This window comes from Streptomyces sp. RG80, from assembly GCF_040446465.1.
Lineage (GTDB): Bacteria > Actinomycetota > Actinomycetes > Streptomycetales > Streptomycetaceae > Streptomyces.
The window spans coordinates 141,048-162,701 of the sequence record NZ_JBEAAJ010000004.1 but is presented as its reverse complement, the minus strand read 5'-3'; the positions used below and the strand labels follow the sequence as shown (position 1 = coordinate 162,701).

The 21,654-nt window shown below is 68.6% G+C and carries 23 protein-coding genes; 11 read left to right on the top strand and 12 right to left on the bottom strand.

All coding sequences use genetic code 11. The features are described from left to right. The first annotated feature begins 65 nt into the window (after positions 1-65). Positions 66-1,574: a glycosyltransferase family 87 protein gene (locus ABKA17_RS14825; protein ID WP_353692498.1), complete on the top strand. Its 1,509-nt coding sequence runs from the start codon at positions 66-68 to the stop codon at positions 1,572-1,574. Between the two features lie 126 nt (positions 1,575-1,700). On the opposite strand, the gene ABKA17_RS14820 is transcribed toward ABKA17_RS14825, so the two are convergent. The 3 genes from ABKA17_RS14820 to ABKA17_RS14810 all read right to left on the bottom strand — a co-directional run bounded on the left by ABKA17_RS14820 (position 1,701) and on the right by ABKA17_RS14810 (position 4,440). Beyond that, positions 1,701-2,732 carry an alanine racemase gene (locus tag ABKA17_RS14820; RefSeq protein WP_126273066.1) on the bottom strand — a complete coding sequence of 344 codons (1,032 nt, stop codon included), beginning with the start codon at positions 2,730-2,732 and terminating at the stop codon, positions 1,701-1,703. A gap of 92 nt (positions 2,733-2,824) precedes the next feature. Further along, positions 2,825-3,946: a peptidoglycan bridge formation glycyltransferase FemX gene (gene femX, locus ABKA17_RS14815; RefSeq protein ID WP_232027831.1), complete on the bottom strand. Its 1,122-nt coding sequence runs from the start codon at positions 3,944-3,946 to the stop codon at positions 2,825-2,827. Between the two features lie 179 nt (positions 3,947-4,125). After that, positions 4,126-4,440 carry a hypothetical protein gene (locus ABKA17_RS14810; RefSeq protein ID WP_289921038.1) on the bottom strand — a complete coding sequence of 105 codons (315 nt, stop codon included), beginning with the start codon at positions 4,438-4,440 and terminating at the stop codon, positions 4,126-4,128. A gap of 264 nt (positions 4,441-4,704) precedes the next feature. Between ABKA17_RS14810 and rpsF the strand changes: the two genes are divergently transcribed. The 4 genes from rpsF (at position 4,705) to rplI (ending at position 6,440) form a co-directional block, all read left to right on the top strand. After that, positions 4,705-4,995 carry a 30S ribosomal protein S6 gene (gene rpsF, locus ABKA17_RS14805; protein ID WP_010353482.1) on the top strand — a complete coding sequence of 97 codons (291 nt, stop codon included), beginning with the start codon at positions 4,705-4,707 and terminating at the stop codon, positions 4,993-4,995. 80 nt (positions 4,996-5,075) lie between these two features. Further along, on the top strand, positions 5,076-5,681 hold the full coding sequence (locus ABKA17_RS14800) for a single-stranded DNA-binding protein (protein ID WP_353692497.1): 606 nt from the start codon (positions 5,076-5,078) through the stop codon (positions 5,679-5,681). Between the two features lie 57 nt (positions 5,682-5,738). After that, positions 5,739-5,975 (top strand): 30S ribosomal protein S18, encoded by a 237-nt coding sequence (gene rpsR, locus ABKA17_RS14795; RefSeq protein ID WP_006381652.1) that lies wholly within the window; start codon positions 5,739-5,741, stop codon positions 5,973-5,975. Positions 5,976-5,993: 18 nt separating this feature from the next. Next, the gene (rplI, locus tag ABKA17_RS14790) at positions 5,994-6,440 is read left to right on the top strand and encodes a 50S ribosomal protein L9 (RefSeq protein WP_353692496.1); all 447 of its coding nucleotides are present in this window, start codon (positions 5,994-5,996) and stop codon (positions 6,438-6,440) included. Positions 6,441-6,577: 137 nt separating this feature from the next. Here the strand turns inward: rplI and ABKA17_RS14785 are convergent, their stop codons facing one another. After that, positions 6,578-7,915 (bottom strand): MATE family efflux transporter, encoded by a 1,338-nt coding sequence (locus tag ABKA17_RS14785; protein ID WP_353692495.1) that lies wholly within the window; start codon positions 7,913-7,915, stop codon positions 6,578-6,580. A 459-nt stretch (positions 7,916-8,374) separates the two neighbouring features. Here ABKA17_RS14785 and dnaB point away from each other — a divergent pair, with 459 nt between their 5' ends. Both dnaB and ABKA17_RS14775 read left to right on the top strand, forming a co-directional pair. After that, a complete protein-coding gene (gene dnaB, locus ABKA17_RS14780; protein WP_353692494.1) occupies positions 8,375-9,847 on the top strand; it encodes a replicative DNA helicase in 1,473 nt (490 codons plus the stop codon). 61 nt (positions 9,848-9,908) lie between these two features. Next, entirely contained in the window at positions 9,909-11,294 is a 1,386-nt protein-coding gene (locus ABKA17_RS14775; protein ID WP_353692493.1) for a serine hydrolase domain-containing protein, read from the top strand. A gap of 106 nt (positions 11,295-11,400) precedes the next feature. Here ABKA17_RS14775 and ABKA17_RS14770 read toward each other — a convergent pair whose 3' ends face one another. Then, positions 11,401-11,853, bottom strand: a complete 453-nt coding sequence (locus ABKA17_RS14770) for a GNAT family N-acetyltransferase (protein ID WP_353692492.1) — start codon at positions 11,851-11,853, stop codon at positions 11,401-11,403. A 10-nt stretch (positions 11,854-11,863) separates the two neighbouring features. Then, a complete protein-coding gene (locus tag ABKA17_RS14765; RefSeq protein ID WP_353692491.1) occupies positions 11,864-12,322 on the bottom strand; it encodes a MarR family winged helix-turn-helix transcriptional regulator in 459 nt (152 codons plus the stop codon). A 162-nt stretch (positions 12,323-12,484) separates the two neighbouring features. On the opposite strand from ABKA17_RS14765, the gene ABKA17_RS14760 reads away from it, so the two are divergent. After that, on the top strand, positions 12,485-13,693 hold the full coding sequence (locus ABKA17_RS14760; protein ID WP_353692490.1) for an MFS transporter: 1,209 nt from the start codon (positions 12,485-12,487) through the stop codon (positions 13,691-13,693). A 114-nt stretch (positions 13,694-13,807) separates the two neighbouring features. On the opposite strand, the gene ABKA17_RS14755 is transcribed toward ABKA17_RS14760, so the two are convergent. Beyond that, positions 13,808-14,674, bottom strand: coding sequence for a GNAT family N-acetyltransferase (locus ABKA17_RS14755; RefSeq protein ID WP_353692489.1), 867 nt, complete (start codon positions 14,672-14,674; stop codon positions 13,808-13,810). 217 nt (positions 14,675-14,891) lie between these two features. Here ABKA17_RS14755 and ABKA17_RS14750 point away from each other — a divergent pair, with 217 nt between their 5' ends. After that, a complete protein-coding gene (locus ABKA17_RS14750) occupies positions 14,892-15,524 on the top strand; it encodes an HAD family hydrolase (RefSeq protein ID WP_353692488.1) in 633 nt (210 codons plus the stop codon). A 423-nt stretch (positions 15,525-15,947) separates the two neighbouring features. After that, the gene (locus ABKA17_RS14745) at positions 15,948-17,429 is read left to right on the top strand and encodes a globin domain-containing protein (RefSeq protein ID WP_353692487.1); all 1,482 of its coding nucleotides are present in this window, start codon (positions 15,948-15,950) and stop codon (positions 17,427-17,429) included. 2 nt (positions 17,430-17,431) lie between these two features. Here ABKA17_RS14745 and ABKA17_RS14740 read toward each other — a convergent pair whose 3' ends face one another. From ABKA17_RS14740 to ABKA17_RS14720, 5 genes are all read right to left on the bottom strand, one after another. Then, entirely contained in the window at positions 17,432-17,914 is a 483-nt protein-coding gene (locus ABKA17_RS14740; RefSeq protein WP_353692486.1) for an NUDIX domain-containing protein, read from the bottom strand. An 88-nt stretch (positions 17,915-18,002) separates the two neighbouring features. After that, positions 18,003-18,908 (bottom strand): LysR family transcriptional regulator, encoded by a 906-nt coding sequence (locus ABKA17_RS14735; RefSeq protein ID WP_353692485.1) that lies wholly within the window; start codon positions 18,906-18,908, stop codon positions 18,003-18,005. Between the two features lie 226 nt (positions 18,909-19,134). Further along, positions 19,135-20,274 (bottom strand): cystathionine gamma-lyase, encoded by a 1,140-nt coding sequence (locus ABKA17_RS14730; protein WP_353692484.1) that lies wholly within the window; start codon positions 20,272-20,274, stop codon positions 19,135-19,137. Continuing rightward, positions 20,271-20,762, bottom strand: coding sequence for a low molecular weight protein-tyrosine-phosphatase (locus tag ABKA17_RS14725; RefSeq protein ID WP_353692483.1), 492 nt, complete (start codon positions 20,760-20,762; stop codon positions 20,271-20,273). The genes ABKA17_RS14730 and ABKA17_RS14725 overlap by 4 nt, the downstream gene beginning before the upstream one ends. A gap of 7 nt (positions 20,763-20,769) precedes the next feature. Continuing rightward, positions 20,770-21,147, bottom strand: coding sequence for a phage holin family protein (locus tag ABKA17_RS14720; RefSeq protein ID WP_353692482.1), 378 nt, complete (start codon positions 21,145-21,147; stop codon positions 20,770-20,772). Positions 21,148-21,207: 60 nt separating this feature from the next. Between ABKA17_RS14720 and ABKA17_RS14715 the strand changes: the two genes are divergently transcribed. Further along, positions 21,208-21,525: a cupin domain-containing protein gene (locus tag ABKA17_RS14715; protein ID WP_353692481.1), complete on the top strand. Its 318-nt coding sequence runs from the start codon at positions 21,208-21,210 to the stop codon at positions 21,523-21,525. Positions 21,526-21,654 lie beyond the last annotated feature (129 nt).

The window sequence follows — 21,654 nt, the reverse complement described above, 5'->3', positions numbered from 1 at the left end:
CGCCGCACCCGCCGGGTGTGGCGGCCCTCGGCGTATTCCTAGAGACGTACGGCAGGATGTGCCCCATGCCCAGCGCAGAATCGACGCAAGCGAGCGTGCACGAGTCCGACCCGGTGCGGCCGACCAAGGACGACGAGATCGCCGCGAACGGCAGTGAGCTGATCGGTGGTCCCATCGGGCGGCGTGCGCTGCTCGGGACGTCCTGGTGGACTCCCGTGCGGGTCATCGCGCTCGTGGCGATCGGGATGTTCGCCCTCGGCCTGATCCAGAAGGCGCCCTGCTACAACGGCGCCTGGTTCTTCGGAGCCAGCTCGCAGTACACACACGCCTGCTACTCGGACATCCCGCATCTCTACGCCGGGCGCGGCTTCGCCGACGGGCTCGTGCCGTACTTCGACAAGCTCGACGGCGACATGCAGTACCTCGAATACCCGGTGCTGACCGGTGTGTTCATGGAGGTCGCCTCGTGGCTCACGCCCGGCAGCGGCAGCATCCAGGACCAGGAACAGTGGTACTGGATGGTCAACGCCGGGATGCTGATGGCCTGTGCGGCCATCATCGCCGTCTGCGTGACCCGTACGCACGCCCGCCGTCCCTGGGACGGTCTGCTGGTCGCCCTGGCGCCCGCTTTCGCGCTGACCGCCACCATCAACTGGGACCTGCTGGCAGTCGCTTTGACGGCCGCGGCGATGCTGATGTGGTCGCGAGGCCGCTCGCTCGCCTTCGGCGTCCTGCTGGGCCTCGCCACGGCCGCCAAGCTCTACCCCGTCTTCCTCCTCGGCCCCCTGTTCGTACTGTGCTGGCGCGCGGGCAAGTGGCGGGACTTCGGGAGGGCACTGGGAGGCGCGGCCGTCTCCTGGCTGGTCGTGAACCTTCCGGTGATGCTCCTCGCCTGGGACGGCTGGTCGAAGTTCTACGAGTTCAGCCAGGAGCGCGGCGTCGACTTCGGGTCCTTCTGGCTGATCCTGGCCCAGAACTCGTCCGACCCGCTCACCACCGACACGGTCAACACGCTCGCGACGCTGCTGGTCCTGCTCTCCTGCGTCGGCATCGCCGCGCTCACCCTGACCGCCCCGCGCCGGCCGCGCTTCGCCCAGTTGGCCTTCCTGATCGTCGCGGCGTTCATCCTCACCAACAAGGTCTACTCGCCGCAGTACGTCCTGTGGCTGATCCCCCTCGCGGTGCTGGCCCGGCCCAAGTGGCGGGACTTCCTGATCTGGCAGGCCTGCGAGGTGGCGTACTTCCTGGGGATCTGGATGTACCTCGCGTACACGACCAGCGCCGACGCCCACAAGGGCCTGCCCCAGGACGGCTACCACTGGGCCATCGGTCTGCATCTGCTCGGGACGCTGTACCTCTGCGTCATGGTGGTGCGGGACATCTGGATGCCGGAGCGGGACGTGGTGCGCCGGGCCGGCGACGACGATCCCTCAGGGGGAGTCCTCGACGGAGCGGAGGACGTGTTCGTTCTCGGCCCCGCGGCCCATCCCCCGCGGCACGCGGCCCACTTCGGGGGAACACAGGTGGAGTGGGGCGACCATGAAGCGGCGCCCTCCAGCGGCAGTTCGCTCTGAGCGAACAGGCCGTGGCGAGCCCAGTAGCGAGCCCACACGAAAGGCCGTACACGGAAGCCCGTGTACGGCCTTTCGGCTGTCTGTGGACGGCTTGCCGACCGTCTCACTCGGTCGTTCGTACGGTCCTCAGCGGTCGACGATCCGGTCGAACTGCGTGGTGGTGTGCCGCAGATGGGCCACCAGCTCCTCCCCGACCTTCGGCTCAGGGGCGTCGGAGGGGACGAAGAGGATCGAGACCTGCATGTGCGGCGGCTCGGCGAACCAGCGCTGCTTGCCGCCCCAGACGAACGGAGAAAGGTTCCGGTTGACCGTCGCGAGGCCGGCGCGGGCGACGCCCTTGGCGCGTGGCATGACGCCGTGCAGCGCCTTGGGGGCCTCCAGGCCCACCCCGTGCGACGTACCGCCCGCCACGACGACCAGGAAGCCGTCCGAGGCCGCCTTCTGCTGCCGGTAGCCGAAGCGGTCGCCCTTGGCCACGCGCGTGACGTCCAGGACCGCCCCGCGGTACTCGGTGGCCTCGTGGTCCCCCAGCCACAGCCGCGTACCGATACGGGCGCGGAAGCGGGTCTGCGGGAACTGCTGCTGGAGCCGGGCGAGATCCTCGGCCTTGAGGTGGCTGACGAACATCGTGTGCAGCGGCAGCCGGGCCGCACGCAGCCTGTCCATCCAGCCGATGACCTCTTCGACGGCGTCCGAGCCGTCGGTGCGGTCCAGCGGCAGGTGGATGGCGAAGCCCTCCAGGCGGACGTTCTCTATGGCGGCGTGCAGCTGCGGCAGGTCCTGCTCGCTGATGCCGTGCCGCTTCATCGAGGACATCACCTCGATGACGACGCGGGCGCCCACGAGGCCGTAGACGCCGTCGATCGACGACACCGAGCGGATGACCCGGTCGGGCAGCGGCACGGGCTCCTCGCCGCGCCGGTACGGCGTCAGCACCAGCAGGTCGCCGCCGAACCAGTCCTTGATGCGAGCGGCCTCGTACGTCGTGCCGACCGCGAGGACGTCCGAGCCGAGCCGCGTGGCCTCCTCGGCCAGCCGCTCGTGGCCGAAGCCGTAGCCGTTGCCCTTGCAGACCGGGACGAGTCCTGGGAACTGGTCCTGCACGTGCTTGTGGTGCGCACGCCAGCGCGCGGTGTCGACGTAGAGCGTGAGCGCCATGGCCGGACCTGGAACCTTTCTCGTGGCTGCGGTGTATCAGAGGTATGGAAGCAAACGAACGTGCCGAAGCTGTCGGAGCGAGCAGCTGTGGTTCAGCGGCGCGACATGTAGATGTCGAGCGCCTTGTGGAGCAGCTTGTTCAGCGGGAAGTCCCACTCGCCGAGGTACTCGGCGGCCTGGCCGCCCGTGCCCACCTTGAACTGGATCAGGCCGAAGAGGTGGTCCGTCTCGTCGAGCGAGTCGGAGATGCCGCGCAGGTCGTACACGGTCGCGCCGAGCGCGTAGGCGTCGCGCAGCATCCGCCACTGCATCGCGTTCGAGGGCCGGACCTCACGGCCGATGTTGTCGGAGGCGCCGTAGGAGTACCAGACGTGTCCGCCGACGATCAGCATCGTCGCCGCCGACAGGTTCACGCCGTTGTGGCGGGCGAAGTACAGCCGCATGCGGTTGGGGTCCTCGGTGTTGAGGGCCGTCCACATGCGCTGGAAGTACGACAGCGGGCGGGGCCGGAAGTGGTCGCGCACGGCCGTGATCTCGTACAGCCGCTGCCATTCCTCGAGGTCCTGGTAACCGCCCTGGACGACCTCGACGCCGGCCTTCTCGGCCTTCTTGATGTTGCGGCGCCACAGCTGGTTGAAGTTCTTGTGGACCTCTTCCAGGGACCGGTTGGCCAGCGGCACCTGGTAGACGTAGCGGGGCTGTACGTCGCCGAATCCGGCGCCCCCGTCCTCACCCTGCTGCCAGCCCATACGACGGAGCTTGTCGGCGACCTCGAAGGCGCGCGGCTCGATGAAGTCGGCCTCGATGTCGCGCAGGCGCTTCACGTCCGGGTTCTGGATGCCGGCCTTGATGGAGGTGGCCTCCCAGCGCCGGATGATGACCGGCGGACCCATCTTCACGGAGAACGCGCCCTGGTGCTTGAGGTGGGCGAGCATCGGTTCCAGCCACTCGGTCAGATTCGGCGCGAACCAGTTGATGACCGGGCCCTCGGGCAGATAGGCGAGGTAGCGCTTGATCTTGGGGAGCTGCCGGTACAGGACCATGCCCGCGCCGACCAGTTCGCCGGTCTTGTCGTCGAACCATCCGAGGCTCTCGGAGCGCCACTCCGCCTTGACGTCTGCCCAGGCCGGAACCTGCATGTGGCTAGCCGACGGCAGGCTCTGGATGTACGCCAGATGCTGCTCGCGGCTGATCGTCCTCAGGGTCAGGCTCATTCGGGGCGCTCCTCGGGCTGGTGTGTCCCCATGGGTACAGGGGCTCCGGCTCTCGCGCCGAAGCCTACTGCGCCTGACGAGCGCCCTGACTGGGCGTACGGAACCTGCGCCCCGGCTTCTGGGCCGCCGAGGCGTTCCGCGGTGCTTTGTGTGGTGTTAGGGGGACGGTGCCCGAGGCGTCAGCTGATGACTCCGCCGAAGAGGCCGCCGTGCGCCATGCCGAGGAAGAACCCGATCGCCGAGGCGCCGAGACCGAGGATCAGTCCGAAGCGCTCACGGGTCGTCTCCGAGATCCACTGGCCGTAGGCGCCGGTGAGGATGCCGACCAGTCCGGTCCAGGAGCTGAGCAGGTGCAGGCTGTGGAACATCGCCGTGATGAACGATGTGAGCCCCAGGACCAGGGTCACCGCGAGCAGGGTGTCCTGGAGGGGGTGGGGCTTGCCGTCCGTGGCGAACAGGCCTCCGACGGTGTTGGGTCGCAATGCTTGTGCCATAGGGCACCTCCTGCGAAAGGCGGCGCATCGTAGCGCCATACACACCCGATGTGTACAGATTGTCGGTCCTGGCGGCCGGATTTCAACCGGAAGCCGCTGTGCGGGTACTCTGTACCCTCTGCACTGGTGTCTGCCCATGTCACGACCGGGACTACCGCGAGGAAGCCCCGATTGTCAGTGGCGGCCGATACCGTTGCGTACGCATCACAACCCTCCTGCCACGGAACGACCGTGGCCGCTGAGTCCAAAGGAGGTGGGTTCCACATGCGTCACTACGAGGTGATGGTCATCCTCGACCCCGATCTGGAGGAGCGCGCTGTCGCCCCCCTGATCGAGAACTTCCTCTCCGTCGTCCGTGAGGGCAACGGAAAGGTCGAGAAGGTCGACACCTGGGGCCGTCGTCGTCTCTCGTACGAGATCAAGAAGAAGCCCGAGGGCATCTACTCGGTCATCGATCTGCAGGCTGAGCCCGCGATCGTCAAGGAGCTCGACCGCCAGATGAACCTGAACGAGTCGGTCCTCCGGACCAAGGTCCTCCGCCCCGAGACCCACTGAGCTTTCCCGCTCAGCTGATCTCGGGATTCGAGTAGCAGCAACCAAGCAGCCAGAGCAGCAAACCCGCCGAGAGGTTCCCCATGGCAGGCGAGACCGTCATCACGGTCGTCGGCAATCTTGTCGACGACCCCGAGCTGCGCTTCACCCCTTCCGGTGCGGCGGTCGCGAAGTTCCGTGTCGCGTCCACCCCCCGCACCTTCGACCGTCAGACCAACGAGTGGAAGGACGGCGAAAGCCTGTTCCTGACCTGCTCGGTCTGGCGTCAGGCGGCGGAGAACGTCGCGGAGTCGCTCCAGCGAGGCATGCGCGTCATCGTGCAGGGCCGGTTGAAGCAGCGGTCCTACGAGGACCGTGAGGGTGTCAAGCGCACGGTCTACGAACTGGACGTCGAGGAAGTCGGCGCCAGCCTGAAGAACGCCACGGCCAAGGTCACCAAGACGGCCGGCGGTGCCGGCCGTGGTGGCCAGGGCGGTTACGGCGGCGGTGGCGGTGGCGGCCAGCAGGGCGGCGGCTGGGGTGGAAACTCCGGCGGCGGCCAGCAGGGCGGCGGTGCTCCCGCGGACGACCCGTGGGCGACCGGTGCTCCCGCCGGTGGCAACCAGGGCGGCGGCGGTGGCGGCGGCTGGGGTGGAAACTCCGGCGGCGGCCAGCAGGGCGGCGGCTACTCGGACGAGCCCCCCTTCTAGGCCTTCGGGCCGAGGGTGGGTCGTACCCACACTTCTTGATCACACAGGAGAAACACCATGGCGAAGCCGCCTGTGCGCAAGCCTAAGAAGAAGGTCTGCGCTTTCTGCAAGGACAAGGTCCAGTACGTGGACTACAAGGACACGAACATGCTGCGGAAGTTCATTTCCGACCGCGGCAAGATCCGTGCCCGCCGCGTGACCGGCAACTGCACGCAGCACCAGCGTGACGTCGCCACGGCCGTGAAGAACAGCCGTGAGATGGCGCTGCTGCCCTACACGTCCACCGCGCGATAAGGGAAGGGTGACCGACTAATGAAGATCATCCTCACCCACGAGGTCTCCGGCCTCGGTGCCGCGGGCGACGTCGTCGACGTCAAGGACGGCTACGCTCGCAACTACCTGATCCCGCGGAAGTTCGCTATCCGCTGGACCAAGGGTGGCGAGAAGGACGTCGAGCAGATCCGTCGTGCTCGCAAGATCCACGAGATCCAGACCATCGAGCAGGCCAACCAGGTCAAGGGCCAGCTCGAGGCCGTCAAGGTCCGTCTGGCCGTTCGCTCCGGCGACGCCGGTCGTCTCTTCGGTTCCGTCACCCCGGCCGACATCGCCTCGGCGATCAAGGCTTCCGGTGGCCCCGAGGTCGACAAGCGCCGCATCGAGCTCGGTGCGCCGATCAAGACCCTGGGCGCCCACGAGACGTCCGTGCGTCTGCACCCCGAGGTTGCCGCCAAGGTCAACATCGAGGTCGTCGCGGCCTGATCGCTGCGCTCGGTTTGAGCAGTTGTGAGAGGGGCCGTACCCGTGAGGTACGGCCCCTCTTGCTTGCCCGAAGGCTGGAGCGGGCCTCGCGGTGTTTCACGTGAAACGTGATGGCCGCGGTGTTTCACGTGAAACGGTCAGCGGGTCGCGCCGGTGACGATCCAGCGTCCAGACCGTGTCCGCAGCCAGAGGGTCAGCAGACGGACTGCCATCATCAGCGTCATCGCTGCCCAGACTGCGGTGAGCCCTCCGCCGAGGATGGGGATGAGCAGGGCCACCGGTGTGAAGACCGCCAGGGTCAACACCATGGCCCAGGCGAGGTACGGCCCATCGCCCGCTCCCATCAGCACTCCGTCCAGGACGAAGACGATCCCGCAGATCGGCTGAGCGAGCGCCACCACGAGAAGTGCGGGCAACGCCGCGTCTTTCACCACGGAGTCGCTGGTGAAGAGCGGAAGGAATGCGGGGCGGGCCAGTACGACGGCGAGGCCGAGCACCATACCGACCGCGATCCCCCACTGCACCATGCGGCGGCAGGCCTCACGGGCGCCCTCGGCGTCGCCCGCACCGAGGTAGCGGCCGATGATGGCCTGTCCTGCGATGGCGATGGCGTCCAGGGCGAAGGCGAGCAGGCTCCACAGGGACAGGATGATCTGGTGCGCCGCGATGTCGGCGTCGCCGAGCCGGGCCGCCACAGCGGTGGCGATCAGCAGGATGGCCCGGAGTGAGAGGGTGCGGACGAGCAGCGGGACTCCGGCCTGGGCCGAGGCCCGGATTCCGGCGGCGTCGGGGCGCAGCGAGGCGCCGTGGGCGCGGGCTCCGCGGACGACCACGATGAGATAGACGGCGGCCATGCCGCACTGGGCGATGACCGTGCCCCAGGCGGAGCCGGCGATGCCGAGATCGGCGCCGTAGACGAGGCCGATGTTGAGGGCGCCGTTGGCGACGAAGCCGCCGATGGCGACGTACAGCGGTGTCCTGGTGTCCTGTAGTCCGCGCAGCACTCCGGTTGCGGCGAGGACGACGAGCATGGCCGGGATGCCGAGGGAAGAGATGCGCAGATAGGTGGTCGCGTAGGGGGCGGCGGTTTCCGAGGCGCCGAAGAGTTCCACCAGGGCCGGAGCGGTGGGCAGGGCGAGGGCGACGACCGCGGCGCCGAGCAGGAGCGCGAGCCAGATGCCGTCCATGCCCTGGCGGATGGCGGCCTGGAGATCGTCGGCGCCGACGCGTCGGGCGACCGCCGCCGTGGTGGCGTAGGCGAGGAAGACGAAGATGCTGACGCATGTCATGAGGAGCGCCGAGGCGATCCCCAGTCCCGCGAGTTGCGCTGTACCGAGATGGCCCACGATCGCACTGTCGGCCATGACGAAAAGGGGCTCGGCGACGAGTGCGCCGAAGGCCGGGACGGCCAGGGCGACGATCTCTCGGTCGTGCTGTCGCCGTCTGGCGCGCGGGGTCGCGGGAGCGTGTGTCATGAGCACCAATCTAATCGTCCACAGGTAAGTGATGCAATGTGTTACTGACCCTTACTTGCAGTCTTGCGGCATGTGCTTTCGTGTGCCGTTCGATGTGATCTTGGTCCGACTGGGGAAGTTTTTCTTCTGCACAGCCGGTGGACGGGAAGTGTGCAGGTCAGCGGCGTAATCGTGCGGGAGGCGCGAGCTTGTTCACAGGCCTGTCCACCGTGTCGTGCACAGGTTTTGCGGAGTTCTCCACAGCATCGGGGCCGTCGTCCACATGGCCTGTGGATAACCAGATTGGCTGACGGTGCCGTCGGGCCTACCGTGGTCCGGCGCCCGCTCCATTTCGTCGGTCTGGGAACCATCACAAAACCGACGCGCCAGAACCGGAGTTGGGCCTCTCATTTGTCAGTGCCGTGCCGTAGAAAAGAGGGCACGGCGAGGTCCGCTCGGCGGACGGGAGGAGGTGGCTCGGTGAGCATTTCCGAGCCCTTGGACGATCCGTGGGCCGACAGCGGTCCCAGTGATCGTCTGCCTGCCTCGCGCCGTCGCGGTGACGGCGGTCGAGGCCGCGACGATCAGCACGACCGTGGCCGGGAGAACGGCGAATGGGACGGCGGGGGCACGTCCTTCGAACGCGTACCGCCGCAGGACCTCGACGCGGAGCAGTCCGTCCTCGGCGGCATGCTGCTGTCCAAGGACGCCATCGCCGACGTCGTGGAGGTCATCAAGGGCCACGACTTCTACAAGCCGGCGCACGAGACGATCTTCCAGGCGATCCTCGACGTCTACGCCAAGGGCGAGCCGGCCGACCCGATCACGATCGCGGCCGAGCTCACCAAGCGCGGTGAGATCAACAAGGTCGGCGGCGCATCGTATCTGCACACCCTCGTCCAGACGGTGCCGACGGCGGCGAACGCCGAGTACTACGCGGAGATCGTCCACGAACGTGCGGTGCTGCGCCGCCTGGTCGAGGCCGGCACCCGTATCACCCAGATGGGATACGCGGCCGACGACGACGTCGACGAGATCGTCAACCGCGCCCAGGCCGAGATCTACGCGGTCACCGAACAGCGCACCAGCGAGGACTACCTTCCGCTCGGCGACATCATGGAGGGCGCGCTCGACGAGATCGAGGCGATCGGCTCCCGCACCGGTGAGATGACCGGTGTGCCCACCGGCTTCACGGACCTCGACTCGCTCACCAACGGTCTGCACCCGGGCCAGATGATCGTCATCGCGGCCCGCCCCGCCATGGGTAAGTCCACCCTCGCACTGGACTTCGCACGGGCCGCGTCGATCAAGAACAACCTGCCGAGCGTCATCTTCTCCCTCGAAATGGGGCGCAACGAGATCGCGATGCGTCTGCTGTCCGCCGAGGCACGGGTGGCCCTGCACCACATGCGCTCCGGCACCATGACGGACGAGGACTGGACGCGCCTGGCCCGCCGGATGCCCGAGGTCTCGGCCGCGCCGCTCTACATCGACGACTCCCCGAACCTGTCGATGATGGAGATCCGCGCGAAGTGCCGCCGGCTGAAGCAGCGCAACGACATCAAGCTCGTGATCATCGACTATCTCCAGCTGATGCAGTCCGGCAAGCGCTCCGAGAGCCGCCAGCAGGAGGTCTCGGACATGTCCCGTAACCTCAAGCTCCTCGCCAAGGAGCTCGAGGTCCCGGTCATCGCGCTCTCACAGCTCAACCGTGGCCCCGAGCAGCGCACCGACAAGAAGCCGCAGGTGTCCGACCTGCGTGAGTCCGGCTCCATCGAGCAGGACGCCGACATGGTGATCCTGCTGCACCGCGAGGACGCCTACGAGAAGGAGTCACCCCGCGCGGGCGAGGCCGACATCATCGTGGGCAAGCACCGCAACGGCCCGACGGCGACGATCACGGTCGCCTTCCAGGGCCACTACTCCCGCTTCGTGGACATGGCACAGACCTGAGCCGCTAGTCGCGGGCTCAATGCGTTCGACGTCGCGGTGTTCCGCGGGGTGGACTGGGCCCATGACGACATCTCAGGAAGAGCTGCTTCCCGGCACACGTCGGGCGCTGTTGCACCGTATCGCCGTGGCCCAGGCCGAGGGGCGCGCGCCGTCGCTGGTCGCGGCGGTCGTACGCGGCGGCCTGGCCGTCTGGCACGGTTCACGGACCTCGGTCGACGGGCACGGACCGGATGAGAACGTGCAGTACCGGATCGGCTCGATCACCAAGACCTTCACCGCCGTTCTCGTGCTGCGCTTGCGCGACGAGGGACTGCTCGACCTCGGTGACCCGCTGGAGAAGCATCTGCCAGGTACCGGGGCGGGGGAGGCCACCATCGCCGAGCTCCTCGCGCACACGGCCGGGTTGGCCGCCGAGTCGCCGGGGACGTGGTGGGAGCGCAGCCCGGGTTCCCTGCGTCCGGAGCTGAGCGATGTGCTCGGCGAGCAGCCCTTCCTGCATCCGATCGGGAGACGTTTCCACTACTCGAACCCCGGATACACCCTGCTGGGCGCGCTGGTGGAGAAGCTGCGTAACGCTCCGTGGGAGGACGTACTGCGGCGCGAAGTGCTCGAACCTCTGGGTCTGGACCGCACGAGCGGTCACCCGCAGGCGCCGCATGCGGGTGGCTGGGCGGTGCATCCGTGGGCCGATGTGATGCTTCCTGAACCCACCGAGGATCTCGGGCGGATGGCACCGGCAGGCCAACTCTGGTCCACGACCGGAGACTTGGCGAAGTTCGCGGTCTTTTTGGCGAAGGGCGACGACCGTGTGCTGAGAGCGGAGACGGTTCTGGAGATGCGGACGCCCGCTGCTCCGGCCGAGGCCGCGGACGTCGTGGACGGTTCGACGTACGGTCTCGGGATGCAGGTGCAGAGCCGGGACGGCCGGCTGTTGGTCGGGCACTCGGGGTCCTTGCCGGGCTTCCTGGCGAACCTCACGATCAGCGTGGCCGACGATGTCGCGGCGGTGGTGCTGGCCAATTGCACCTCCGGGCCGCTGCTCGGCTCCGTGAGCGCCGACCTCGTCAGGATCGTGGCGGAGGCCGAGCCACGGATTCCCGAGCCGTGGCGGCCGCTGCCCGAAGTCGACGCGGCAGCGTTGGAGTTGGCGGGGCAGTGGTATTGGGGAACGCACGCGTTCGCCCTGCGGCTGACGACCGAGGGTGGCGTCTCGCTGGATCCCTTGAGCGGCAGCGGCCGCCGCTCGCGCTTCCGGGCCGAGGGAGGCGGTACGTGGACCGGCCTGGAGGGCTACTTCGCCGGCGAGCTCCTGAGGGCCGTACGACGGCCTGACGGCAGCGTGAGCCATCTGGACCTCGGGTCGTTCGTGTTCACGCGTCAGCCGTACGACGAGGGGGCTCCTGTGCCGGGTGGGGTGGACCCGGAGGGGTGGCGCGGTATCGGCTGAGCCGTGGCGGGCCTGTTTCACGTGAAACAGGCCCGCGGTTCCGGAGCGCCCGGCGAGGCCGTGTCTCAAGTGGTCCGAGTGGTCCAGGAGTCAGAGGGCCCACGCGTCAGAGCGGCAGCTTGAAGCCCACGTGCGAGGCCTCGAAGCCCAGCCGCTCGTAGAAACGATGTGCGTCGGTGCGGGTGGCGTCGGAGGTCAGCTGCACCAACTGGCAGTTCTGGCGGCGGGATTCGTCGATCGCCCACTCGATGAGTCGCGTCCCCAGGCCACTGCCGCGCTCGTCGGCGTGGATGCGGACGGCCTCGATGATCGACCGGGTGGAGCCGCGTCGGGACAGCCCGGGAATGATCGTGAGCTGGAGTGTGCCGACCACGCGGTCCGCCCGGACGGCGACGACCAGGTGTTGGTTCGGGTCGGCGGCGAGGCGCTCCAGGGCGGTCAGGTAGGGGGCGAGGTCGTCCGGTGACTCGCGCTGGGCGCCCAGCGGGTCGTCGGCGAGTATGGCCACAATCGCGGCAACGTCGTCGGGGACGGCGGTGCGGATTTCAAGATCTCCCATGCCCGCCAGCCTATGCGGGCACTTTCAGTGTCTCCACGGCCCGGACCAGCGGGGCCAGTTCGGGGTTCCTGGCCGCCTCGTCGAGTGCCTCACGCAGGGCGGTGTCATTGGTCGGCCGTGCCTCGTCGAGAAGCGCCAGGCCTGCCTCGGTGACGTTGGTGTAGATGCCGCGACGGTCGGTGGGGCAGAGGTAGCGGGTGAGCAGGCCCCGGTCCTCCAGCCGGGTGACCAGCCGCGTGGTGGCGCTCTGGCTCAGGACGACGGCGTCGGCGACCTGCTTCATCTGCAGATGCCCGCCGTCCCCGTCGTGCTGTCGGCTGAGGACGTCGAGCAGGGAGTACTCACGGACGCTGAGGTCGTGCTTCGCCTGGAGGGCGCGCTCGATATGGGCCTCGATCCTCCCGTGCAGCAGAGAAAGGGCGCACCAGCCCTGGGCGAGGGCGGTGAGGGCGGGGTCCGTCGCGGTCATCGGTGCTTCCTTCGTCCCGGAGCGGCTAAGAGCGGCTGGGAGCGGCTCAAAAACAGGATAGAGCAGGGCTGCAATAGTCGGCGCTTGCAAGTATCAAGCGTCTGCAAGTATTGTCTTCGCTTGTAAGGCGCTCCTGCAATCAACTGAGAAGGTGCAGACCCCATGCCTCTCGCGCTCCTCGCCCTCGCGATCGGGGCCTTCGGAATCGGAACCACCGAGTTCGTGATCATGGGCTTGTTGCCCGAGGTCGCCGGCGACTTCGGAGTCTCCATCCCCACGGCAGGCTTCCTGGTGACGGGCTACGCGCTCGGCGTCATGTTCGGTGCCCCGCTGATGACGGTGCTCGGCACCAAGGTCTCCCGCAAGCGCATGCTGATGCTGCTGATGGGGCTGTTCATCCTCGGGAACCTGCTGTCCGCCCTGGCCCCCACCTTCGGCGTCATGCTGATCGGCCGGGTGGTGGCCTCGCTCGCCCACGGCGCCTTCTTCGGCATCGGCTCGGTCGTCGCGGCAGACCTCGTCGCCCCGGACCGCAAGGCCGGAGCCATCGCGATGATGTTCACCGGCCTCACCGTCGCCAACGTGGTGGGCGTCCCGCTCGGCACGCTCGTGGGGCAGACCGCCGGCTGGCGCCTCACCTTCGCCGTCGTCGCCGGGCTCGGTGTCGTCGGCCTGGTCGGGATCGCCAAGCTGGTCCCCGACATGCCCCGGCCGGAAGGCGTGCGGCTTCGCCACGAGCTGGCCGCCTTCAAGAACACCCAGGTTCTGCTCGCCATGGCGATGACCGTCCTCGGCTTCGGCGGCGTCTTCGCGGCGATCACCTACATCGCGCCGATGATGACCCACGTGGCCGGATTCGCCGACGGCTCCGTCACCTGGCTGCTCGTCCTGTTCGGCCTCGGCATGGTCGGTGGCAACCTGGTCGGCGGCAGGTACGCGGACCGCGCCCTGATGCCCCTGTTGTACGTCTCTCTGGGCGCCCTGGCAGTCGTCCTCGCACTCTTCACGCTCACCGCACATCACAAGGTGCTCGCGGCCGTCACGATCGCGCTCATCGGCGCCTTGGGCTTCGCCACGGTCCCGCCGCTGCAGAAGCGCGTCCTCGACCAGGCGCACGGTGCTCCGACGCTCGCCTCGGCCGTGAACATCGGCGCCTTCAACCTGGGCAACGCGCTCTCCGCCTGGCTCGGCGGCCTCGTCATCGGCGCCGGCTTCGGCTACACCGCTCCCAACTGGGTGGGCGCCCTCCTTGCCGCGGCCGCCCTGGGGCTGGCGCTCCTCTCGGCCGCTCTGGAGCGCCGGGACAGCGAGCCCAGCCAGGTCGTCGCGGGCGCCGTGCCGACGGGGCACAAGGCAGCCGCGCACCTCTGAGCCCCACGGCAGGAAGACAACGCCGGGCCCCGGACAGGGCCCGGCGTCACCACGCCGGCAGCTCTCAACGCGCCAATACCAAGTCGGCAGCCCACCCCGCCGCCGGACCCGTCCTTACCCCGCCGCAACCGTCACCGGAGCGAACCGTCGGCTCCAGTCGCCGGGCAGCTCGGAAATCCCGTAGTTCATGACCGAGTTGAAGGCGATGGACACCAGCCCATGGTCCTTCACCCACGCCAGCAGTTCCTCGTGCCGCACGTCGATGTCGGTGCGCAGCACGCGGTCGGTGTGGGCGGCGAGGGAGGTGACGAGCGCCTTGGCCGTCTCCGTGTCGCGGGCGACCAGCGGACCCACGACGTGGTTGTCCAGATTCGGCCACGCCCCCGCGTAGCCGATGATCCGACCGTCCTCCTCGGCGACCCGCAGTTGGTCGGCGAAGGCGGGCAGACGCGTGACGATGTGCGTCCGATCGGCGCCGAACACCTCCTCGTCGAGGCTGAGAATGGCGGTGAGATCCTCGGCGGTGGCGGCACGAGTAGCGACGGTGGGTTGGTACCCGGCGGCCTGGAAGCGGCCCCGGACCATCTCGGCCCGGCCGGTGACCTTGAAGCCGAGCTCTTCGTAGAGCGGGCTGCCCTGGGGCGTCGCGTGCAGGGTCAGCGGGGTGGTGCCCATCGCCGCGACCACGTGGCGCATCAGCCGGCGTCCGACGCCCTGACGAGCGTGCCGCTCGGCGACCAGCACCATGCCGACCGCTCCCAGATCGGGTCGGTCCTGCGGGCCGTACTCGGTGACGGTGCAGGCGCTGACCAGACCCCCGGCGGGATCGTCGATGCCGTATCCCTTCCCGGCCGTGAGGAGGAAGCCCCACTTGTGCTCCTCGCGCGGCCACCCCCGGTCCTCGGACAAGTCGGCGCAGGCGGCGAGATCGCGCAGCGTCAGTCGGCGGATGGGCAGATCGGCGAGGGAAGGTGTCGGCACGCAGGTCAGGCTGTCTGACGGGCACCCCCGGCGTCCACCTGTTTCCGGCGACATGTACGAGGTTTTGGCCATGCTGTAGGCGACAGCACAGCGCCTCGGCAAGAGACCCATGTTTCACGTGAAACATGGGCGAACGGCAGGCGTCCGAAGCCTTGGTAGAACGCTTCCAGCCTCCTCGGCGACGTGCCGAAAGCCGACCCGGTTAGCCTCGGGCACCATGGCCAGACTTCATCTCTTCGATCTCGACGGCACGTTGCTGTACGGCACTTCCTCGCCCGTGGAGATTTCGCGGCAACTGGGGCTGGAAGCCGAGACCGTGGCGCTCGACCAGGCGATCTCCTCGGGGCTGATAGAGCCGCCCGAGTATGCGATGCGAGTGCGCGAACTGTGGGCGGAGCTCACCGAGGCTCATGTGGCGGCGGCTTTCGAGGGAGCTCCGTGGCTGGCACGTATTCGTGACGTCTGGGAGGCGATCCGGGAGAACGGCGACTACTGCGCCGTCGTGTCACTCTCCCCGTCGTTCTTCGTCGAGCGCCTCACCGCTTGGGGCGCGCACGCGGCGTACGGATCACGCTTTCCCGCGGTGCCTTTCACCGAGCCCGTCGACCCGACCGGGATTCTCAGTGCCGCGGCGAAGGTCCTGGTCGCTGAGCGGCTGTGCGCGGAGTTCGGAGTGGCCCGGAGCGACTGCGTCGCCTATGGGGACTCGTCCTCGGACAAGGACCTCTTCGGTGTGGTGCCGCTCTCGGTCGCGGTCAATGCGGACAGCCATCTGTCCGGCCTCGCGACTCATGCCTACACGGGAAGAGATCTGTGGGATGCCTATGAATTGGTGCGCCACGCCCGGTAATTGAAGGAATCGACGGTTCGCCCCTCGCTCATTCGTGGGGGAGGAAGGGGGACTTGTGTGCGCGGCGGCGACCGGTAGGGTCGACTCCGGTTCTTGTTCGCCGTGAGGTGCACACATGCCGCACAGGCGCCGTCCGGGCTGAGAACAAGGCAAAGCAGCCTAACGGGACGGAGAGATCGAGACTCGCATTTTCGGTTATGCGGCAGAGGCGTCCCGGCGCGATGGGATGCTGCGGTGAGAGTACTGCGGCCAATGTCACACTCTCGCCTTGGTTGTCCGTATGGAGCGCTCATACGGGTTGAATGTGACCGCGTCAGCCGTGGCCATGAACGGGGAAAGCAAGCCGTCTGCGGGGGAAAGCAGGCACATTCCGACCGGGGAAGTGCGCAGACCGACCGAAAGATGTTCGAGGCGAGGCACACCATGGACGCTCCGACCACCACGTCGGCCGACAACGGCACTTCCGGCGGCGGGGACGGCTGGTTCACACCGCACAAGCAGCCGGCGTCGACATCGGGCAGTGAGCAGGAGACCGCCGAGGGCAGCCGTCTGGCGGCGCTGCGTCCAGTGGGCAGGGGCACGACGGGCGCCGAGGCGAACACACCGTCCCAGGAGACCGCACCGGCCGCCCGAGCCGAACCGACGCCCCCGATACCGGCCCCCGTTTCACCTGACATCCCGATACCGGCCCTCGCCCCACACGACATACCGAAGCGCACCCCAGAGGGCTTGCCGCCCTCGGAGCCCCGCCTCCCGCCCCAGCGCACCACCCCCGCGCAGGCCCAGCAGGCCTCCCCGGACGCGCTGCTGATCCGCCGGACCATGGCGGAGGTCGCCCCCGTGGCCGACAAGGTCACGTCGTACTTCTATGCGCTCCTCTTCGTCCGCCACCCCGACCTGCGCTCACTCTTCCCCGCGGCGATGGACACCCAGCGGGACCGTCTGCTCAAGGCACTGCTCACCGCGGCCGAGCACATCGACAACACCCCGGTCCTCGTCGACTACCTCCAGAACCTCGGCCGCGGCCACCGCAAGTACGGCACCCGGCCCGAGCACTACCCGGCAGTCGGCGAGTGCCTCATCGGCGCCCTGAACAAGTACGCCGCGCAGATCTGGAGCCCGGAGCTGGAGGCGGCCTGGGTCCGGACGTACACGACGATCTCGCAGGTGATGATCGACGCGGCGGCCGTCGACGAACTGCGCGCGCCGGCCTGGTGGTACGCGGAGGTCGTCTCGCACGATCTGAGGACGCCGGACGTCGCGGTCGTCACCGTCCGGCCGGACCAGCCCTATCCCTTCCTCGCAGGCCAGTACACGAGCCTGGAGACGCCCTGGTGGCCGCGGATCTGGCGCCACTACTCGTTCGCCTCGGCGCCCCGCTCCGACGGCCTGCTGTCGTTCCATGTGAAGGCCGTCCCGGCGGGCTGGGTCTCCAACGCCCTGGTGCACCGCGCCCGACCCGGCGACATCCTCCGGCTCGGCCCGCCGACGGGTTCCATGACCGTGGACCACACCACCGACAGCGGACTCCTCTGCCTGGGCGGCGGCACCGGCATAGCGCCCATCAAGGCCCTGGTCGAGGACGTGGCCGAACACGGCGAGCGGCGCCCGGTCGAGGTGTTCTACGGCGCCCGCACCGACCACGATCTGTACGACATCGACACGATGCTCAGGCTCCAGCAGTCCCACCCGTGGCTCTCGGTCCGCGCGGTCATCGACCAACAGGCCCGGGTGCAACTGCCCGAGGCCATCCGCAGGTACGGCCCCTGGAACGAGTACGACGCCTTCGTCTCGGGCCCGCCCGGAATGATCCGCAGCGGTGTGGACGCACTGAGGGACATCGGCATCCCGTGGGACCGCATACGCCATGACTCGGTCGAGGAGCTCGTCGTCGTCGGGGACTGACCTCAGCCGAGGTCAGGGGCGTGCATGGCACGCACGCCTTCGATGTTCCCGTCCAGGTAGTGCCGCAGCGACAGCGGCACCAGGTGGACGGAGGCGATCCCGACGCGGGTGAACGGCACCCGCACGATCTCGTACTCCCCGACGGGTTCGTCGACTTCGGGGCCGTGCCGCAGCGCGGTGTCCATGGACTCCAGACGGCAGACGAAGAAGTGCTGGACCTTCACCCCGGTCGCGCCGCCGTCATCGCCGATGTGCTCGACGGTGTCGACGAAGCAGGGCACCACGTCGGTGATCTTGGCGCCGAGCTCCTCGTACACCTCGCGATGCAGGGCGTCGACGACGGTCGTGTCGGTCGGCTCGACCCCACCACCGGGAGTCAGCCAGTAGGGATCCACGCCGGGCTTGGTGCGTTTGATGAGGATCAGGTCGTCGCCGTCCAGGAGAACAGCACGGGCGGTGCGCTTGACCACGGGTCGGACGGGCATGGGGGAAATGTGGCCCGGTTGGTTCCACGTGAAACATCGCATGTGGTCATCAGCCGAGTTCACCGGGTGACGGGCGGAAAATCGCAGGTCAACACCAGTCCGCAGCGGCCCGCAGCAGCCAGTCGTGAGCACGTGCGATGTGCGGCATCGCCAAGGTGCCGGTACGGACCACCAGGAAGTACGTCCGCAGGGGCGGTACCGCCGGATGGTGGAGCGCGACGACGTCGCCGCGCTCCAGAGCGGACGCGCACAGATAGCTGGGCAGTACCGCGAGTCCGGCGCCCGCCGCCGCGCAGGCGAGTGCCGCACGCAGGTCGGGGACGATGACGGTGCCGGACGTGGCCGGACGGGAATCGAAGACGGACGCCCAGTAGCGGGAGACGAAGGGCAGCGACTCGTGCACCTCGATCACCGGAAGGTTCTCCAGGGCGGGCGCTCCCCTGCGGCGCAGCGCTCCGGCACTGATCCGCTTCGCCCAGTGCGGGGAGGCGACCAGGACGTGTACTTCGTCGCAGAGCGCAGTCGCCGTGAGCAGAGCGCCGCGCGGACGGGCCGTACTGATGGCCAGATCGTGATGTCCGGCGGCGAGGCCCTCCAGGGTTTCCTCGGCGTTCCCGAAGGAGGCGCGCAGGGCGAACCCCTGACCGTCCTCGCCGGTCAGCTCCGTGAGTGCGGGCAGGGCCCGTTCGGCGATGAACTCAGGGGGGCCGGCGAGGTGGAGGGTTCGTAAAGAGGACTCGTCGTCGAGCCCGGTCTCGGTGATCTCCACCAGGGCGTCGAGATGCGGCGCGGCCTTGTGGGCGAGTTCGTCGCCCATGGTCGTCGGGGTCACCCCGCGCGCCTGCCGCAGGAACAGAGGGCGCCCCAACTGCCGTTCGAGTGTGCGGATCTGCGAGGTCACGGCCGGTTGCGAGAGACCGAGCAGCGCTGCGGCGCGGGTGAAGGAGCCGGCCCGGTGCACGGTCACGAAGGTGCGCAACAAGGCCAGATCCATGCCACGCCCTCCCCTTCGCCGTCCCGCACCACCCTTCGGCCGCGCCCAACTATAAATATGTCGATAGGGCGCTGTCGCTACTGTGATTGGACACTGACACAGAGTCAACTAGCCTTGTTCGCGCGGTTCTTCGCGCGCAGAACCGAGGACGGTCCGAGCCACGAGGGGGGAGGCTCGGACCGTCCGTTGTACGTAGCCGGACCCAGATCGGTGGGTAAGGAAGAGGTCAGTCCGCCGACTCGTCCAGCGCCCGCAGCACATCCGCCACCAGGTCCTCCGGGTCCTCCGCGCCGACGGAGAAACGGATGAAGCCGTCCGGTACGTCGTCCCCGCCCCAGCGCCCGCGCCGCTCGGCCGTGGAGCGCACCCCGCCGAAGCTCGTCGCGTCGTCCACGAGCCGCAGCGCGTCGAGGAAACGGTCGGCACGCGCGCGCGTGGGCAGCGTGAAGGAGACCACGCACCCGTAGCGCCGCATCTGCTGCGAGGCGACCTTGTGCGAAGGATCGTCGGGCAGCCCCGGATACCGCAGTCCCGCGACCTCCGGCCGCCGCTTCAGAGCCTCGGCGAGCACCAACGCGGTCGCGTTCTGCCGGTCGACCCGCAGCTGGAGGGTGGCGATCGAACGGTGCGCGAGCCAGGCCTCCATGGGCCCCGGAATCGCCCCGACGATCTTGCGCCAGCGTCGTACGGCGGTCATCGCCTCGCCCTCGCGGCCGGTGACGTAGCCCAGGAGGACGTCTCCGTGTCCCGTGAGTTGCTTGGTGCCGCTGGCCACGGAGAAGTCGGCGCCGAGCTCCAGCGGGCGCTGTCCGAGGGGGGTCGCGAGGGTGTTGTCGACCGCGACGAGAGCGCCACGCGCGTGTGCCGCCTCGACGAGCCGGCGGATGTCGCACACGTCGAGCCCGGGATTGGACGGCGTCTCGAGCCACAGCAGCTTCGCGCCGTCCAGCACCTCCAGCTGGGCGTCGCCACCGGTCGGCGCGGTCCGCACCTCGATGCCGTACGCCTCCAGCTGCGCGCGTACCAGGGGCAGTACCTGGTAGCCGTCGCTGGGCAGGACGACCGCGTCCCCGGCGCGCAGCTGCGAGAAGAGCGTCGCGGAGATGGCGGCCATGCCGGAGGCGAACACGAGCGTCCCGACGCCGCCCTGCCCGGGTGCCTCCAGTTCGGTGATGGCGCTCTCCAGGAGCGTCCAGGTCGGGTTCTCGTCCCGGCCGTAGGTGTACGGCCCGCCCACCTCGCCCGGCAGATGGAAGTGCGCCGCGAACACCGGGCCGGGCAGGGTGGGCTCGTTCCTGACCGGCTCGGGCAGTCCGGCCCGTACCGCGCGCGTGCCGTCGCCCGCGCCCTTTGTCGAATCGCTCATGCCACCCGTCCCTCCACGTCCTCGCGTACCGCGGCGAGCAGACCCTCGCTCGCCGCCTCCACCATCTCAAGGCACTCCTCGAAGCCGTCCATGCCCCCGTAGTACGGGTCCGGTACGTCGAGGTCGGCGCCCGCGGACGGGTCGTAGGAACGCAGCAGGCGCACCTTCGCCGCGTCCTCCGGGGTGGGAGCGAGGCGGCGCAGGGCCCTCAGGTGGCCGTGGTCGAGGGCGATGACGAGGTCGAGGCGCGCGAACCACGACGGCTGGAACTGGCGGGCCCTGTGCGCGCTGTCGTAGCCGTGTTCCTCGAGGACCGACACCGTGCGCGGGTCGGCGCCGTCGCCCTCGTGCCAGCCGCCCGTGCCGGCGCTGTCGACCTCGACCCGGCCGCCGAGCCCGGCCTCCGCGACACGGGCGCGGAAGACGGACTCGGCCATCGGCGAGCGGCAGATGTTGCCGGTGCAGACGAAGCAGACGCGATACGTCACCGGGAGCTCAGTCGCCGTCGGGCAGGACGACGTTGAGCGCCCAGGACACGATCGAGATGATCAGGCCACCGAGCACGGCGGTCCAGAAGCCTTCGACGTGGAAGCTCAGGTCGACCTTGTCGGCCAGCCACGAGGTCAGCAGCAGCATCAGCGCGTTGACGACCAGGGTGAACAGGCCGAGCGTCAGGATCAGCAGCGGCAGACTGAGGAGCTTTACGACCGGCTTGACCAGGAAGTTCACCACGCCGAAGATCAGCGCGACGAGGATCAGGGTGCCGACCTTCTTGCCCGTGCTGTCACCCGTCAGGGTGATCTTGTCCAGCAGCCACACGGCGACCGCCAGGGCGCCCGCGTTGGCGATCGTCTTGACTACGAAATTCTTCATGTGTCTGATCGTGGCAGAAGAGATCGGCCATGAGCAGTGTGACGAGGGCGGACGAGGGCGATGAAGGCATTCCGGCTGGACGAACTGGAGGCGGAACGCGCCGCCAACGAGGGCGCCTACCTGCAGTTTCTGCGCGAGCGGAACATGTCGGTCGGGCTGTACGCGCTGGACGCCGGCGAGCATGATCCACAGAAGCCGCACAATCAGGACGAGGTCTACTTCGTTGTGAGCGGCCGCGCCGCGATCACCGTCGGCATGGAGACCACCCAGGTCGCGCGCGGCAGCGTGATCTACGTACCGGCCGGCGTCGCCCACAAGTTCCACCACATCAGCGAGGACCTGCGGGTCCTCGTGGTGTTCTCTCCGCCCGAGAGCTGACCCGCCACCCCGGGATTCCCTAGGGGATCAGTCAGGGGAGGACAAGGGGTCCGAGGCCCCCGCCGGGGCCCCTCCCCGCCCTAGCATCGAGTGCAGGACATCAGAAGGATCCGGCATCACGAGCCCGGG

Bases quoted from the DNA above. Each gene is read 5' to 3' on its own strand.
- ABKA17_RS14825 (WP_353692498.1), top strand. From the start codon at position 66: ATGCCCAGCGCAGAATCGACGCAAGCGAGCGTGCACGAGTCCGACCCG.
- ABKA17_RS14820 (WP_126273066.1), bottom strand. From the start codon at position 2,732: ATGGCGCTCACGCTCTACGTCGACACCGCGCGCTGGCGTGCGCACCAC.
- femX (WP_232027831.1), bottom strand. From the start codon at position 3,946: ATGAGCCTGACCCTGAGGACGATCAGCCGCGAGCAGCATCTGGCGTAC.
- ABKA17_RS14810 (WP_289921038.1), bottom strand. From the start codon at position 4,440: ATGGCACAAGCATTGCGACCCAACACCGTCGGAGGCCTGTTCGCCACG.
- rpsF (WP_010353482.1), top strand. From the start codon at position 4,705: ATGCGTCACTACGAGGTGATGGTCATCCTCGACCCCGATCTGGAGGAG.
- ABKA17_RS14800 (WP_353692497.1), top strand. From the start codon at position 5,076: ATGGCAGGCGAGACCGTCATCACGGTCGTCGGCAATCTTGTCGACGAC.
- rpsR (WP_006381652.1), top strand. From the start codon at position 5,739: ATGGCGAAGCCGCCTGTGCGCAAGCCTAAGAAGAAGGTCTGCGCTTTC.
- rplI (WP_353692496.1), top strand. From the start codon at position 5,994: ATGAAGATCATCCTCACCCACGAGGTCTCCGGCCTCGGTGCCGCGGGC.
- ABKA17_RS14785 (WP_353692495.1), bottom strand. From the start codon at position 7,915: ATGACACACGCTCCCGCGACCCCGCGCGCCAGACGGCGACAGCACGAC.
- ABKA17_RS14775 (WP_353692493.1), top strand. From the start codon at position 9,909: ATGACGACATCTCAGGAAGAGCTGCTTCCCGGCACACGTCGGGCGCTG.
- ABKA17_RS14770 (WP_353692492.1), bottom strand. From the start codon at position 11,853: ATGGGAGATCTTGAAATCCGCACCGCCGTCCCCGACGACGTTGCCGCG.
- ABKA17_RS14765 (WP_353692491.1), bottom strand. From the start codon at position 12,322: ATGACCGCGACGGACCCCGCCCTCACCGCCCTCGCCCAGGGCTGGTGC.
- ABKA17_RS14760 (WP_353692490.1), top strand. From the start codon at position 12,485: ATGCCTCTCGCGCTCCTCGCCCTCGCGATCGGGGCCTTCGGAATCGGA.
- ABKA17_RS14750 (WP_353692488.1), top strand. From the start codon at position 14,892: ATGGCCAGACTTCATCTCTTCGATCTCGACGGCACGTTGCTGTACGGC.
- ABKA17_RS14745 (WP_353692487.1), top strand. From the start codon at position 15,948: ATGGACGCTCCGACCACCACGTCGGCCGACAACGGCACTTCCGGCGGC.
- ABKA17_RS14740 (WP_353692486.1), bottom strand. From the start codon at position 17,914: ATGCCCGTCCGACCCGTGGTCAAGCGCACCGCCCGTGCTGTTCTCCTG.
- ABKA17_RS14735 (WP_353692485.1), bottom strand. From the start codon at position 18,908: ATGGATCTGGCCTTGTTGCGCACCTTCGTGACCGTGCACCGGGCCGGC.
- ABKA17_RS14730 (WP_353692484.1), bottom strand. From the start codon at position 20,274: ATGAGCGATTCGACAAAGGGCGCGGGCGACGGCACGCGCGCGGTACGG.
- ABKA17_RS14720 (WP_353692482.1), bottom strand. From the start codon at position 21,147: ATGAAGAATTTCGTAGTCAAGACGATCGCCAACGCGGGCGCCCTGGCG.
- ABKA17_RS14715 (WP_353692481.1), top strand. From the start codon at position 21,208: ATGAAGGCATTCCGGCTGGACGAACTGGAGGCGGAACGCGCCGCCAAC.